Origin of the sequence: Qipengyuania benthica, assembly GCF_030717865.1 — a bacterium.
GTDB lineage: Bacteria > Pseudomonadota > Alphaproteobacteria > Sphingomonadales > Sphingomonadaceae > Qipengyuania > Qipengyuania benthica.
In genome coordinates this window covers 546,555-561,171 of the sequence record NZ_JAVAIL010000002.1, presented here as the reverse complement: position 1 = coordinate 561,171, position 14,617 = coordinate 546,555, and the positions used below count along the sequence as shown (strand labels likewise).

Below are 14,617 nucleotides of genomic sequence, written 5' to 3'. Positions count from 1 at the left end.
CTGTTCCCTTTCGCGAAGGCTTAGCGTCTCGACCGGGCTTTGCCAGCCGCGTTTTTGTCGTCGGCGGAGAAAAACTTGATTGCGGGAGCAGGGGGCGGCTCCTAGGTCCCGACTATCGAATGACACCAGCGTCGGATGCGACGCGCGACAAGGAATTACCGGATGGCTACTGCCGCCACCGCGCCGCAGGACGGCATTTCTGACACTCCCGAAGCGGTCGTGGTCCGGTTCGCCGGCGACAGCGGCGACGGCATGCAGCTGACCGGCGGACAGTTCACCCTGTCCACCGCGCTGGCGGGCAACGATCTGGCGACCTTCCCCGATTTCCCCGCCGAAATCCGCGCGCCGCAGGGCACGCTGTTCGGCGTCTCGGCCTTCCAGATCAATTTCGGCAGCCGCGAGATCAACACCGCGGGCGATGCGCCCGACGTGCTGGTGGCGATGAACCCCGCCGCGCTCAAGGTGAACATCGCGGCCTTGAAGCCGGGCGGGCTGGTGATCGCCGACACCGGCGCCTTCACCAAGCGCAATCTCGACAAGGCGCATTACGACGCCAACCCGCTCGAAGACGGCAGCCTGGCCAAATACGACCTGCTCGCCTTCGACATCAGCGAGAAGACGATCGAGGCGGTCAAGCCCTATGGGCTGGGCAACAAGGATGCGCTGCGGTCCAAGAACATGTGGACGCTGGGCCTCGCGCTGTGGCTGTTCGATCGTGATCGCACCCCAATTCACGATTGGCTGCGGGCCAAATTCGCGCGCAAGCCCGATATCGCGGATGCCAATATCGCCGCGCTCGACGCCGGTCACGCCTATGGCGAGACGGCCGAGCTTTCCGGCCCGCTCAAGCAATTGCACATGCCCCCGGTGCCAAGCGAACCGGGGCTCTATCGCACCGTTACCGGCGCCGAGGCGGTGTCGCTCGGGCTGGTGGCGGGCGCGCAGCTGGCGCAACTGCCGCTGTTCTTCGGCGGCTATCCGATCACCCCTGCAAGCGCGATCCTGCACCATCTCGCGGGCCTGAAGGAATTCGGCGTCACCACCTTCCAGGCGGAAGACGAGATCGCCGCGATCTGCGCCGCGATCGGCGCGAGCTACGCCGGGAGCCTCGGGATCACCAGTTCGTCGGGTCCGGGCATCGCGCTCAAGACCGAGGCGATGGGGCTGGGCATCATGACCGAACTGCCGCTGGTGGTGGTCAATTCGCAGCGCGGCGGGCCTTCCACGGGGCTGCCGACCAAGACCGAGCAGAGCGATCTCTATCAGGCGGTCTACGGTCGCAACGGCGATGCGCCGATGCCGGTGATCGCGGCGCGCAGCCCGTCGGATTCCTTCGAATGCGCGATCGAGGCGTGCCGGCTCGCGGTGAAATACATGACCCCGGTGATGCTGCTGACCGATGGCTATATCGCCAATGCCGCCGAGCCATGGAAAGTGCCGGACCCTGCAGATTTCACGCCGTTTCCGGCCGAGTTCCTGACCGAGCCGCGCGGCGAGCAATTGCTGCCCTACAAGCGCAACGACGTCGGGGCACGCCCGTGGATCAAGCCCGGTACGCCCGGCATGATGCATCGCATCGGGGGGATCGAGAAGCACGAGCAAACCGGTAATATCGACTATTCGCCCGACAACCATCAGCGGATGACCGATCTGCGCAAGGCCAAGATCGAGAACATCCCGGTGCCCGATCAGGAGATCGCGCTGGGCGAGCCCGGCGGGACCCTTGCGGTGGTCGGCTGGGGCTCGACCTACGGGCCGATCCTCCAGGCGGTTCGCCGAAGCATCGCCAAGGGGCGCAAGGTCGCGCATATCCACGTCCGCCACATCTGGCCGCTGCCCGCGAATCTGGGCGAGCTGCTGCGCGGGTTCGACCATGTGCTGGTGCCCGAAATGAACACCGGCCAGTTCAAGACCGTGCTGCGCGACCAGTTCCTGATCGATGCCCGTCCGCTGACCAAGACCAGCGGGCAGCCGTTCCAGATCGCGGAGCTGGAAGAAGCGATCGGCAAGTTCTTCGACGGGATCGAAGGCAATGAAGGCGGCGAAGTCGCCGTCAACGAGCAGCAATTGCCCAATCTGGAATCCGGCCATGACGACGGCAGCCAGCCCGATGCGCCGTTCCACGGCGACGGGGCCGCGCTGCCGGGCACGGGAAATCCGAACAAGGCGGTAAACCAATGAACGACATGAGCCCCATCACCACCACGCTCAAGGACTGGGAAACCGACCAGGAGGTGCGCTGGTGCCCCGGTTGCGGCGATTACGCGATCCTGAAAGCGGTCCAGCGCACGCTGCCGCAGCTGGGATGCGATCCCAAGAACACGGTGTTCGTCTCGGGCATCGGCTGTTCGAGCCGCTTCCCCTATTACATCGAAAGCTATGGCTTCCACACCATCCACGGCCGCGCGCCGGCGGTGGCGACGGGGATCAAGCTCGCCAATCCGGCGCTCGACATCTGGCTGGTGACCGGCGACGGCGACGGGCTCTCGATCGGCGGCAACCATCTGATGCATGTGCTGCGCCGCAACGTGAACATGCAGATCATGCTGTTCAACAACGAGATCTACGGCCTCACCAAGGGCCAGGCCTCGCCCACCAGCCGCGAGGGCACGCGCTCGCCCTCCACCCCGATCGGCAGCTACGACCATCCAGCCCGGCCCGCCGCCTTCGCGCTGGGCAGCGGCGCGCGCTTCGTCGCGCGCGGGTTCGACGTGTCGAAGAAGCTCCCCGAAGTGCTGATCGCCGCGCATGCCCATCAGGGGGCGGCCTTCATCGAGATCTTCCAGAACTGCATCGTCTACAACAAGGACGTGTTCGACGATTTCGCCGCCCCCAAGGGTGCCGAGGATCGCCAGCTTTGGCTGGAGGATGGCGAGCCGATGCTGTTCGCGGGCGGGACCAAGGGGCTCGCGCTCGACACAGTCGATCTGCAGCTCGCGGTGGTCGATGTCATCGACGGCGACTGGCAGGCGGCAGGCGTGGTGGTCCACGACGTTCGCAACCGTTCGCTGGCGCATATGCTGGTCGAGATGCCCTTCGGACCGTTCCCGATGGCGCTGGGCGTGCTCTACGACCATCCGCGCCCGACCTACGAAGATGCGGTGATCGCCGAGCGCACCAAGGCGAGCGAGGGCAAGCAGGCGGATCTGGCGAAGCTGCTCGGGACGGGGCAGACCTGGACCGTTGATGCGGCGGGGGAGCCGGTCTGAGTTTGGTTCACACGAAGGCACGAAGATGTCGGACCCAGTCGATATCGAGGCGCTCGCCACCCAGGTGATCGATTGCGGCTTTCACCTGCATAAGGATCTCGGGCCGGGTCTACTGGAAAGTGCCTACGAGCAGTTGATGGCGGCGGAACTGGCGCGGCGCGGGATTGCGGTCTCGCGGCAGGTGGCCATGCCGCTGACATACAAGGGCGTTGTCGTAGACAACGCATTCAAGATCGATCTGCTGGTCGAACGCACGCTGATAGTGGATCTCAAATCGATCGAGCGGCTGGCGCCGGTCCACGGCAAGCAGGTGCTGACTTATCTGCGGCTGATGGGCCTACCGCTCGGACTGCTGATGAATTTCGGGCAAGCCACCTTCAAGGAGGGCCTCCGACGGATGGCCAATGATTACTGGCGGCCGTTGCGTTGAACTCGACATCTTCGTGGCTTCGTGTGAACCCGACTTCCTATGGATAATCTCACCCATTCGCTTGTCGGCGCGTTGATCGGGCAGGCGGGGCTCAAGCGTAAAACGGGGCTCGCGATGCCCGCGCTGATCGTCGGCGCGAACCTGCCCGATGTGGACGCAGCCTGCTTCTTCTGGCTCGACGGGGTGGAGCATCTCGGTTTCCGCCGCGGGATCACCCACGGGCCGATTGCGCTGGTGCTGTTGCCGCTGCTGCTTGCAGGCGGGCTGTGGTGGTTCGACCGCTGGCAGACCGGGCGAGGCAAGCGCCCTGACAAACGCCTGCCGATCCATTTCGGCTGGCTCTACGCGCTCGGCCTGATCGCCTGCCTGTCTCATCCTGCGCTCGATTGGCTCAATGTCTACGGCATCCGTCTGCTCGAGCCGTTCTCCAGCACCTGGTATTATGGCGATGTGCTGTTCATCATCGATATCTGGTTGTGGCTGGTGATGGGCTTTGCGACCTGGTTCTCGCTGCGGCGCGAGAAGCGCGGCGGCGAATGGCGCCGGCCCGCGCGGGTCGCGCTCTCCGTGGCGGCGCTCTATATCGGGCTCAACGGCTGGATCACCGCGCGCGCCGAGGCGGGTCTGGTGTCGAGCCCGGTCGGGACCGATGTCGTCATCGCCAGCCCGCCGCCCTTCTTTTCGCTCGCTCGCGAGATGATCTCCGGAGGCACCGGGCTCTATATGACCGATCGGCGCACGCTCGCCGGGGTGCCGCTCGATGGCTGCGATTTCACCCAAGCCCGGCGCGACAGCAGGGATATCGACGCCTTCCTGTTTTGGTCGCGGACTCCCTTCGTCGAACCGCGCGAGGACGGCACGCTGTGGCTGCGCGACGCGCGCTTCTCCGATTCCAGGGCGGGCGACCGCTTTTCGGTGCAGATTCCAGCCGGGGCCTGTCCGCAGGTGCGCACCGCGCCATGAGCGCTCCGCAGATCGTCTGGCTGCGGCGCGACCTGCGACTCGCCGACCAGCCCGCGCTGCATGCCGCCGCGCAGGCCGGACCGGTGATCCCGGTGTTCGTGCTCGACGAAGCCCGCGCGGGCGATCACGCCTATGGCGGTGCGGCGCGGGTTTGGCTGCATCACTCGCTCGACAGCCTCGCGCGCAGTTTCGGTTCGCGGCATTCGCGGATCGTTCTGCGCCGCGGCGATGCGCCGCAGATTCTCGCCGCCATCGCCGCGCAGACCGGGGCGCGCTGCGTCCACGCCATCCGCCATTACGAGCCTTGGTGGAAGGAGGCCGAGGACGAGTTACGCGATGCGCTGGGCGAGGATGCCGCGCTCGAGCTCTACGACGGCAATTACCTGCTCCCGCCGGGTGCGGTGACCACCGGATCGGGCGATCCCTACAAGATCTACACCCCATTCTCGAAGTCGCTGCTCGAGCGGATGCCGCCACGCGACACGCTGGGCGAGCCCGGGACGATCTCCTCGCCCGAGGCATGGCCCGAAAGCGACGATCTGGACGATTGGAACTTGCTTCCGACCGACCCCGACTGGGCGGGGGGGATCCGCGACTTCTGGCACATCGGTGAAGGCGCTGCGCAGGAGCGGCTGGCGCAATGGAGCGAGTCGGTCGCGGAGTACGACGAGGCGCGCAACCTCCCCTCCGAGGACGGTTCCAGCCGGTTGTCTCCGCATCTCCACTGGGGCGAGATCAGCCCCGCGCAGGTCTGGCATGCGCTCAAGGGGCGGCGCGGACAGGGCTGGCAGACCTTCGCCAAGGAACTGATCTGGCGCGATTACGCGCAGAACGTGATCGACCAGTTCCCCGATTACGCGCGGACGGGCTATCGCGAAGGCTATGACGAGGTCTGGCGCAATCCGAACCGCGGCCATCTGATCGCGGAGGATCTGCGCGCCTGGCAGCGGGGCATGACCGGCTATCCGATCGTCGATGCCGGGATGCGCCAGCTGTGGCGTACCGGCTGGATGCACAACCGCGTCCGGATGATCGCTGCGAGCTTCCTCGTGAAGCATTTGCTGATCGACTGGCGGCATGGCGAGCAGTGGTATTGGGACTGTCTGGTCGATGCCGATTACGCCAACAACGGCGTCAACTGGCAGTGGATTGCGGGCACCGGAGTGGACAGCAACATGTTCGTGCGGATCATGGCGCCGCTGACGCAGAGCGCAAAATTCGCCGCGGGCGATTACATCCGCGAATTCGTCCCCGAACTGGCGCATCTCTGCGATGCCGATATCCACGATCCGCCCGATGGCGAGCGCGGCAATTATCCGGCGCGGATCGTCGAGCACCGCGAAGCGCGCGAACGGGCGCTGACCGCATATCGGGACAGCCGGGGCGAGTAGCTTGCCTGTCGTGCAAGGCCGCGCGATAGGAACCGGCGATGGACATGCAGACCGCCCGAGCCAACAGCGAACCGCGCCCAGCCAATCTGGGTCAGAGCGAGCGGGGGCGCGAATTGCTGCAGGGGGCGCAGCGTTTCGCGCGCAAGCCCGGCCTGCTGGCGCGGCTGACCGCGCCGACGCTGGGCCGGCTGCTCGACCGGATCGACGCCGCGCTGACCCGGGGCACCATCCACGGCACGCTTCCCGACGGCAGCCCTCGCAGGCTCGGCGGGCGTGCACCGGGGTTCGAATGCACCGTCGAACTGCGCAGCTGGAACGCTCTGGTGCGACTGGCTTCCAACGGCTCGGTCGGCTGGTACCAGGCCTGGGAAGCGGGCGAATGGTGGAGCCCCGATCCGGTGCCGCTGTTCGCGCTGTTCATGCAGCATGCCGAGCGGCTGGGCGACACCGCCCGCGCCAAGGGGCCGTTCCGCCACGCGCTTCGGCTGGCGCATCTGTTCAACCGCAACACTCCTGCGGGCGCGCAGAAGAACATCGCGGCGCATTACGACCTCGGCAATGATTTCTACGCGGCCTGGCTCGATCCGACGATGAGCTATTCCTCGGGGGTCGATCTGGGGAATGGCGAATTGGGGGATGGCGATCTCGAGAGGGCGCAGCGGCGCAAGTGGAGCGCACTCGAGCGGCGGCTGGACGGGGCCGGGCGGGTGCTCGAAATCGGCTGCGGCTGGGGCGGGCTGGCGGGGCACCTTGCGCACAGCGGGGCCGATGTGACCGCGATCAGCCTCTCGGCGGAGCAATTGGCCTGGGCGCGGAAACATCACCCTCGCGGGGTCGATTTCCGGATGCAGGATTACCGCGCCACCGACGGGCGCTACGACGCGGTGGTCAGCGTCGAGATGGTCGAGGCGCTGGGGCGCGAATACTGGCCGACCTTCATGGATTGCCTCGCGCGCAATCTGAAGCCGGGCGGGCGCGCGGCGATCCAGTACATCTCCATGCGCGACGATCTCTTCGATGCCTATGCCGCGAGCGCGGATTTCATCCAAGCCTATGTTTTCCCCGGTGGGCTGCTGATCCGCACCAGCGAGTTCCGGCGCCTGGCCGAGCAGCGCGGGCTGCGCTGGACCGACCAGCGCGATTTCGGGCAGGATTACGCCGAAACGCTGCGATCGTGGCGCGCGCGCTTCGATACCGCCGTCGCCGAGCACCGCTTGCCGACCGGCTTCGACGCCAGCTTCGTCGAGCTGTGGCGCTACTATCTGATGTATTGCGAGGGCGGGTTCCGCGGGGGCGGGATCGACGTCCATCAGGTCACCTTGATCAAGGAAAACGAGGGAGAGAGACGATGAGGAAGCGGATGATTTCGAGCGCGCTGGCGGCAATGCTGCTGGCGTCGTGCGCCAGCGTGGAGACGGCCACGCCGCCCGCCGCTGGCGCGATGCTGGCCACGCACGGTGCGGCGGTGCTGCGCACACCCGCGGTCGAGCGCCCGCCCGAGGAATTGCAGGTGCTGTTCTGGGACGAAGCGGCGCGCTCGGCGCGGTTCCGCGACATGGAGAGCTGGTTCGCCGGCCACGAAGTCGCGGCCGATCCGCAACCCCGGCCGCTGCCGGAGGGCGCGCCGCTCCCCGATCCGCTCGCCGCCGAAATCCGTGCCGCCATGGCCACCACCGATGCGGTCGGGGTGATGGTGCTGAAGGACGGCCGGGTGCGCTTCGAGGATTATGCCGCCGGCTTCGGCCCCGAACAGCGCTGGACCAGCTTCTCGGTCGCCAAGAGCTTCACCTCGACCTTGCTCGGCGCGGCGCTGCGCGATGGCCATATCGCCAGCCTCGACGATCCGGTGACCCGCTATGTGCCCGGGCTCGTCGGCTCCGCCTATGACGAGGTATCGGTGCGCCAGCTGGCCACCATGACCTCGGGGGTCGCGTGGAACGAGGATTACACCGACCCCGCCAGCGATGTCGCGCAGCTCAACCGCTTTGTGCTCGAATACGGTCCCGATGCCATCGTCGCGCAGATGAAGGCGCTGCCGCGCGAGGCCCCTCCGGGCGAGAAATGGGTCTACAAGACCGGCGAGACCAATCTGCTCGGGCTGCTGGTCGAGAACGCCGTAGACATGCCGCTCGCCGCCTATGCCAAGCAGAACATCGTCGATCCCGCGGGCTTTGCGGGCGATATGTTCTGGATGACCGATCCGCGCGGCGGCAATGTCGGTGGCTGCTGCCTGTCGCTGCGGCTCGCGGATTATGCGCGCTTCGGCCAGTTCGTGATCGAGGGCGGCGGCGAGGTCGTGCCCGAGGGCTGGTTCGCGAAAGCGGGCGCGCAGCAGGTCGATTTCGGCGGGCAGGGCTTCGGCTATGGCTATCAGTGGTGGACCTATCCCGGTGGCAATTTCGGCGCTCAGGGGATTTTCGGTCAGTCGATCACGCTGGTGCCCGACAGCGATCTGGTGGTCGCGGTGGTCAGCAATTGGCCGACCGCCACCAGCAGCGATCTGCGGCGGCAGTGGCTGGGGATCGCCGCCAGCCTGGCTGAGCTCGACTGAGAAGACAAAGCGGCGGCGGGGATCAGCCTCCGTCGCCGCCATACCGCGCGACGATGTCGCTATGGACGATCGGGCTGAGCAGTTCGGTGAAGGCGCAACCGACGGTGCAATCCTCCCACCAGATCACCTGTGCGGGCAGCGAAGCCAGGCCGGGCATGGTCAGCCAGCACAGCTGGCCCTCGTGCATCCGGTTGATCGCCGCGGCGGAGAAGCCCGAGATCGACAGATCCTGCACGGTGGTGCGAAAACCGCGCCCGCCCGAAGCGCGCAGCTGGGCGGGAATGGCGAGCCGCGAACGAGGGCCGCAGCGATCCTCCTGCGCAGCGCGCTGGTAGCTGTCCTCGAAAGCTCTGGTCGTCATGGCAGCCGGTCCCGATCCGCAAAGGGCGAGGGCGGCGGATAGGGCCGCCCTCGAGTGCGGAGGTTGTCGGCGAAGTTGATTGCCAAACCGGTAGCGCGATTGGTTAATCGGGCTCCGCGACCCTCTCGCGGTGGGGCGTGTCGTAGCCGTTAACCACCAGCTCGACGATCCGGCTCGCGACCACGCCCGGCTGCTTGACCGTCTTGGGATCCTCGCCGGGATAGGCCTTGGCGCGCATCGCGGTGCGCGTGGCGCCGGGATCGAGCACGGCGACGCGGATATTGCCGATCTTCTCGACCTCGCGGGCGTAGGATTCGAGCAGATTGTCGAACGCCGCCTTGGTCGATCCATAGGCCGACCAATAGGCGCGCGGTCCGGCGCCGACGCTGCTGGTGAGGCCGATGACGCGGCCCGCCTCGGCGCGCTTGAGCAGCGGATCGAAGGCGGTGAGCAGCGCCTGGGTGGCCAGAATATTCACCGTCACCGCGCGTCCGAATTCCTTGCGGTCGATCTGGGTTACAGGGCTGAGCGCGGGCAGATAGGCGGCGGAGATGACCAGAATGTCGAGCACGTCCCAGCGCCCGGCGATCGCCTGCGCCAGCCGGGCGATCCCGTCGCTCTCCTCGAAATCGACCGGCGCGATGGTGGCGCTGCCGCCGAGCTCGTGGATGCGGTCCTCGACCTGCTCGAGCGCGCGGACATCGCGCCCCGTCAGCACCACATGCGCGCCGGCCTCGGCCAGCGCCAGCGCGGTGGCGGCGCCGATCCCCTTGCTCGATCCGGTGACGAGCGCGGTCTTGCCCGCAAGCGGCTGTGCGCGATCGGTCATCAGGCGACCTTTCCGACCGGCAGCGACAGCTGCCCCTGGGCATCGTCGCGCTTGGCGAGATCGGTCAGCGAGGTGGGGTAGTCGCCGGTAAAGCAGGCGTCGCAGAATTGCGGGCAGGCACTGTCGCGCGGCTTGTCGCCGACCGCCCGATAGAGCCCGTCGATCGACACGAAAGCGAGGCTGTCGGCCTTGATGAACTGCCGCATCGGTTCGAGATCCATCCGCGCGGCGAGCAGTTTGGAGCGTTCGGGGGTGTCGACGCCATAGAAGCAGCTGTGCGCGGTGGGCGGGCTGGCGACGCGGAAATGCACCTCGGTCGCCCCGGCGTCGCGCATCATCTCGACGATCGAGAGGCTGGTGGTGCCGCGTACGATCGAATCGTCGATCAGCACGATCCGCTTGCCTTCTACGAGGAAGCGATTGGCGTTGTGCTTGCGCTTGACCCCGGCGTGGCGGGCGCCGTCCGACGGCTGGATGAAGGTCCGCCCCACGTAATGCGACCGGATGATGCCCAGTTCGAAGGGCAGCCCCGATTGCTGGGCATAGCCGATCGCTGCGGGAACCCCGCTGTCGGGAACGGGCACCACCAGATCGGCCTCGCAGGGGCTTTCCACCGCCAGCTGTGCGCCGATCGCCTTGCGCGCCTCATAGACGCTGCGCCCGGCGAAGATGCTGTCGGGACGGCTGAAATAGACGTGTTCGAAAATGCAGGGACGCGGCGAGTGGCTGCCGAAGGGATGGAGCGAATCGACATTGCCGTCGAAATCGACCTTGATCAGCTCGCCCGGCTCGACCTCGCGCACCAGTTCGGCACCCATCACGTCGAAGGCGACGCTCTCGCTGGCGAAGACGGTGGCATCGCCGATCCGGCCCATCACCAGCGGGCGGATGCCCATCGGATCGCGGCAGGCGATCATTCCCTGCGGCGTCATGACGATGAGCGCATAGGCCCCTTCGAGCAGGCGCAGCGCGTCGATCAGCCGGTCGGTGATGGTGGGATAGCGGCTGGTGGCCACAAGGTGGATGATGACTTCGGTGTCGCTGGTCGACTGGAAGATCGACCCGCGCCGCACCAGATCCTCGCGCAGCGTCCCGGCGTTGGAGATATTGCCATTGTGCGCCACCGCGAATCCGCCGCCCGCCAGATCGGCATAGAGCGGCTGGACGTTGCGCAGGCCGGCGCCCCCGGTGGTCGAATAGCGGACATGGCCCGCGGCCATCATGCCGGGCAATTCGGCGATAGCGTCCTGACCCGAAAAATTGTCGGCCACATGGCCCAGGCCCCGACGGCTGTAGAATTCGCGCCCGTCGAAGGAGGTGATCCCGGCCGCCTCCTGGCCGCGATGCTGCAGCGCGTGGAGACCAAGCGCCGTCGCCGCGGAAGCGTCGGTCGCGTTGATCGCGCCGAACACGCCGCATTCCTCGCGCAGCTTGTCGCCGTCCGCATCGTGGAAGGGATGGGTAAAGTTCATCGCTCGCCTAATGGAGTGGCCGCTCCGATGGAGTGGTCCGTTCGCTCGCCCTGCCAATGGCGATGTTACGCGGCGATTACAAGGCCAGCGCGACGGATCGTGCAACGCTTGGCCCTGTAGTGATCGGTCGGGCAGTGGCGGCGGAACGCCCGGCGGTGGGTGCGACGGGCAGGGATTTCATTGCAGCGAAAGGAAAGCCTGCCTAGAGCGCTGCACTCCTGCAACCGCACGGTGAACACCCGATCTTGCTGCTCTCTCCCTTCGAATGGACCATCGCCAAGCGCTATCTGCTGCCCGGTAAGAGCGAGGCCTTCATCGCGCTCGTCGCCGGCATATCGGTGGGTGTGGTGATGCTGTCGGTCGCGATGCTGGTCATCGTGATGAGCGTGATGAACGGCTTTCGCGCCGAATTGCTCGACAAGATCGTCGGGCTCAACGGCCATGCCATCGTCCAGGCCTATGGCGGGCGGATGGACGATTGGGAGGATATTCTCGAACAGGTGCGCTCGACTCCCGGCGTGGTAGAGGCCTCGCCGCTGATCGAGCAGCCGCTGCTGACCAGCTTCAACGGCCGGGTCGAGGCGATTCTGGTGCGCGGCAACACCGCCGAGGACATCGCCGATATGGCGCCCAAGGTGGTGAGCGGCGATATCAGCGCGCTGCGACCGGGGTCGAACAACGTCGCCATCGGAGTGCGGCTGGCGCAGAACATCGGCGCGCGGGTCGGCGACACGATTACCATCATCAATCCGCAGGGCCGCTCCACCCCCTTCGGCACGGTCCCGCGGCAGGTCGGCTATACGGTCGCGGCGATCTTCGAGGTGGGGATCTACGAATACGACCAGGCCTTCGTCATGATGCCGATGGCCGATGCCCAGACGCTGCTGCTGATCGGCGATACGGTGGGCATGATCGAGGTGACGGTCGACGATCCCGACCGGGTGGGCGAAATCCTCGCGCCGGTCGCGCAGGCGGTGGCGGGCAGGGCGGTAGTCTCCGACTGGAAGACGATCAATTCCACGCTGTTCGAGGCGCTGCAGGTCGAACGCGTCGCGATGGCCTTCGCGCTCAGCTTCATGGTGCTGGTCGCCGCCTTCAACATCCTCTCCAGCCTGGTGATGCTGGTCCGCGCCAAGACCCGTGACATTGCGATCATGCGCACCATGGGGGCGACGCGGCGAAGCCTGCTCAAGATCTTCGTCACCACCGGCTTCACCGTCGGCGCGATCGGTACCGTGGCGGGGCTGATCCTCGGCACGATCGTCCTCTATTTCCGCCAGCCGATCGTCGAGTTCATCGGGCTGGTGACCGGTCAGGATCTCTGGGACCCCGAAGTGCGCTTCCTCTCGACGCTGCCGGCGCAGGCCGATCCGATCGAGATCGCGCTGATCGTGCTGCTGGCGCTGGGGCTGAGTTTCCTCGCCACGCTTTATCCGGCGCTCAAGGCCTCGGGCACCGATCCCGTGCAGGTGTTGCGTTATGAATAGTCCGGTTCTGGAATTGCGCGGGCTGACCCGCAGCTTCGAACAGGGCGGGGTGCGGATCGACGTGCTGCGCGGTGTGAACATGGCGATCCAGCCGGGCGAGATCGTCGCACTGCTCGGCCCGTCGGGCTCGGGCAAGTCGACGCTGTTGCAGGCGGTCGGGCTGCTCGAAGGCGGTTTCGGCGGCGAGATCCGCATTGCGGGCAAGACGGTCGACCAGAAGGATGCGCATGCGCGCACGCTGCTGCGTCGCGACCATCTCGGCTTCGTCTATCAATTCCACCATCTGCTGCCCGATTTCGATGCGCGAGAGAACGTCGTGCTGCCGCAGATGATCGCGGATCGTTCGCGCGCCGAAGCGGAGTCTCGCGCCGAGGAATTGCTCACCGCGCTCGGGCTGGACCATCGCCTGACCCACCGGCCCAGCCAGTTGTCGGGCGGCGAGCAGCAGCGCGTCGCGGTGGCGCGCGGGCTGGCCAACCGCCCCAAGTTGGTGCTGGCCGACGAGCCCACCGGCAATCTCGACGAGGCGACCAGCGACAAGGTACTGGCGCAATTCCTCGAACTGGTCCGCGGCGAGGGCAGCGCCGCGCTGGTGGCGACTCACAACGAGCGGCTGGCGGCGAAGATGGATCGCGTGCTGCGGCTGCACGAAGGCCTGCTCGAGTGACGGACCCAGCCGGCGGACCCACATTGTCGTCTGGGCGTTGATCCGTCGAAAAGGAGCAATGCATGACCGACCACCCGAGCACCTACAACGCCCGCGACACCCACCGCGCCGGAATCCAGTGGGACGACCGCGCCTCGCTTCACCAGGTCGGCGAGAACAACGGCCTCCTCGACGGCGCCAAGGCGTTGCGAACCGGTACTTTCGCCGAGATCGTCCGCCACATGATGAACCTGCCCGAGGAAACGCGTCGCCGCTATTACATCGAGAAGGCCGGCGACCGCGAATACCGCGCCGACGAAGTGGCCGAACTGGCGCAGCGCAACGATTTCCCACCCCCGGAATGAGCCACCAACCATGACCAATATCGCGGATTTCACCGTCATCACCAATCGCGGCGAGCCGCTCGATCTGGTGGAAAAGCAAGGCAGCGTCCTGCTGGTGGTCAACACCGCGAGCAAATGCGGGTTCACCCCGCAGTATGACGGGCTGGAGGAACTCCACCGCAGATACGGGGAGCGCGGATTTGAGGTGCTCGGCTTTCCCTGCAACCAGTTCGGCGGTCAGGAACCCGGCGATGCGGACGAGATCGCGCAGTTCTGCAAGGTCAATTTCGGCGTCAGTTTCCCGCTGATGGCGAAGGTCGATGTCAACGGACCCGGCGCCAGCCCGCTGTTCGACTGGCTCAAGGGGGAGGCCAGGGGCGTTCTCGGTTCCAAAGCCATCAAGTGGAATTTCACCAAATTCCTGATCGACCGCGACGGCACGGTGGTGAAGCGCTATGGCCCGAGCGACAAGCCCGCGGCGATCGCAGCGGATATCGAAGCGCTGCTCTAAGCACGGGCGCAGGAGAACCGCATGCTCGATGCCTTCAACGACTGGCTCCTGGCGCTCGGCGCGCAGTACAATGTGAACCCCTATGTCTTCGGGGCGATCTATGTCGGTGCGATCCCGTTCTTCTTCGCCTCGATCGCCTGGCTGGTGAAACGCGCGCGGGCGGGCCGCTCGACCGTGGTGCCGACGCTGCTCGCCGGCTTCTTCTTCGTCTCCGCCTACCTCTATCTGGGAATCTACGGACAGGACATCCCGCTGTGGGTGTGGATATTCCTCGGCGCACTGATCCTCTACGGCGCCTGGTCCACAGTGCGCGATACGCGCGCCAAGATCAGGTCCACCGACGAGGTCTGATCCTTTCCGGCGATGCCGGAAAAACTCCCCCGCTCCCTTGGCTAATCCACCCCGGCAGCGCATATCCGCGCC

Annotated in this window: 15 protein-coding genes; 12 read left to right on the top strand and 3 right to left on the bottom strand. The window is 66.3% G+C overall.

The window, feature by feature from the left end; genetic code table 11:
* The first annotated feature begins 162 nt into the window (after positions 1-162).
* Genes Q9K01_RS07955 through Q9K01_RS07925 form a run of 7 tightly spaced genes read left to right on the top strand, consistent with a single transcriptional unit; the run spans position 163 to position 8,544 of the window.
* Positions 163-2,181, top strand: coding sequence for a 2-oxoacid:acceptor oxidoreductase subunit alpha (locus Q9K01_RS07955; RefSeq protein ID WP_305929673.1), 2,019 nt, complete (start codon positions 163-165; stop codon positions 2,179-2,181).
* A complete protein-coding gene (locus Q9K01_RS07950; protein ID WP_305929672.1) occupies positions 2,178-3,209 on the top strand; it encodes a 2-oxoacid:ferredoxin oxidoreductase subunit beta in 1,032 nt (343 codons plus the stop codon). Before Q9K01_RS07955 ends, Q9K01_RS07950 begins: the two co-directional genes overlap by 4 nt.
* Positions 3,210-3,234: 25 nt before the next feature.
* A complete protein-coding gene (locus Q9K01_RS07945; RefSeq protein ID WP_305929671.1) occupies positions 3,235-3,639 on the top strand; it encodes a GxxExxY protein in 405 nt (134 codons plus the stop codon).
* 39 nt (positions 3,640-3,678) lie between these two features.
* Positions 3,679-4,602 (top strand): metal-dependent hydrolase, encoded by a 924-nt coding sequence (locus Q9K01_RS07940; RefSeq protein WP_305929670.1) that lies wholly within the window; start codon positions 3,679-3,681, stop codon positions 4,600-4,602.
* On the top strand, positions 4,599-5,993 hold the full coding sequence (locus Q9K01_RS07935; RefSeq protein ID WP_305929669.1) for a cryptochrome/photolyase family protein: 1,395 nt from the start codon (positions 4,599-4,601) through the stop codon (positions 5,991-5,993). Before Q9K01_RS07940 ends, Q9K01_RS07935 begins: the two co-directional genes overlap by 4 nt.
* 44 nt (positions 5,994-6,037) lie before the next feature.
* The gene (locus tag Q9K01_RS07930; protein WP_305929903.1) at positions 6,038-7,345 is read left to right on the top strand and encodes an SAM-dependent methyltransferase; all 1,308 of its coding nucleotides are present in this window, start codon (positions 6,038-6,040) and stop codon (positions 7,343-7,345) included.
* Positions 7,342-8,544, top strand: a complete 1,203-nt coding sequence (locus tag Q9K01_RS07925; protein ID WP_305929668.1) for a serine hydrolase domain-containing protein — start codon at positions 7,342-7,344, stop codon at positions 8,542-8,544. Before Q9K01_RS07930 ends, Q9K01_RS07925 begins: the two co-directional genes overlap by 4 nt.
* A gap of 22 nt (positions 8,545-8,566) precedes the next feature.
* Here the strand turns inward: Q9K01_RS07925 and Q9K01_RS07920 are convergent, their stop codons facing one another.
* The 3 genes from Q9K01_RS07920 to purF form a co-directional block, all read right to left on the bottom strand.
* Positions 8,567-8,905 (bottom strand): PilZ domain-containing protein, encoded by a 339-nt coding sequence (locus Q9K01_RS07920; RefSeq protein ID WP_305929667.1) that lies wholly within the window; start codon positions 8,903-8,905, stop codon positions 8,567-8,569.
* Between the two features lie 103 nt (positions 8,906-9,008).
* On the bottom strand, positions 9,009-9,734 hold the full coding sequence (locus Q9K01_RS07915) for an SDR family NAD(P)-dependent oxidoreductase (protein ID WP_305929666.1): 726 nt from the start codon (positions 9,732-9,734) through the stop codon (positions 9,009-9,011).
* Complete coding sequence (gene purF / locus Q9K01_RS07910) at positions 9,734-11,206, bottom strand: amidophosphoribosyltransferase (protein ID WP_305929665.1); 1,473 nt, start codon at positions 11,204-11,206, stop codon at positions 9,734-9,736. The genes Q9K01_RS07915 and purF overlap by 1 nt, the downstream gene beginning before the upstream one ends.
* A gap of 245 nt (positions 11,207-11,451) precedes the next feature.
* Between purF and Q9K01_RS07905 the strand changes: the two genes are divergently transcribed.
* The 5 genes from Q9K01_RS07905 (at position 11,452) to Q9K01_RS07885 (ending at position 14,545) form a co-directional block, all read left to right on the top strand.
* The gene (locus tag Q9K01_RS07905; protein WP_305929664.1) at positions 11,452-12,693 is read left to right on the top strand and encodes a lipoprotein-releasing ABC transporter permease subunit; all 1,242 of its coding nucleotides are present in this window, start codon (positions 11,452-11,454) and stop codon (positions 12,691-12,693) included.
* Positions 12,686-13,360, top strand: coding sequence for an ABC transporter ATP-binding protein (locus tag Q9K01_RS07900; protein WP_305929663.1), 675 nt, complete (start codon positions 12,686-12,688; stop codon positions 13,358-13,360). The genes Q9K01_RS07905 and Q9K01_RS07900 overlap by 8 nt, the downstream gene beginning before the upstream one ends.
* Before the next feature lie 62 nt (positions 13,361-13,422).
* Positions 13,423-13,704, top strand: a complete 282-nt coding sequence (locus tag Q9K01_RS07895) for a hypothetical protein (protein WP_305929662.1) — start codon at positions 13,423-13,425, stop codon at positions 13,702-13,704.
* 10 nt (positions 13,705-13,714) lie between these two features.
* Positions 13,715-14,194 (top strand): glutathione peroxidase, encoded by a 480-nt coding sequence (locus tag Q9K01_RS07890; protein ID WP_305929661.1) that lies wholly within the window; start codon positions 13,715-13,717, stop codon positions 14,192-14,194.
* Positions 14,195-14,215: 21 nt separating this feature from the next.
* On the top strand, positions 14,216-14,545 hold the full coding sequence (locus Q9K01_RS07885; protein WP_305929660.1) for a hypothetical protein: 330 nt from the start codon (positions 14,216-14,218) through the stop codon (positions 14,543-14,545).
* Positions 14,546-14,617: the final 72 nt, after the last annotated feature.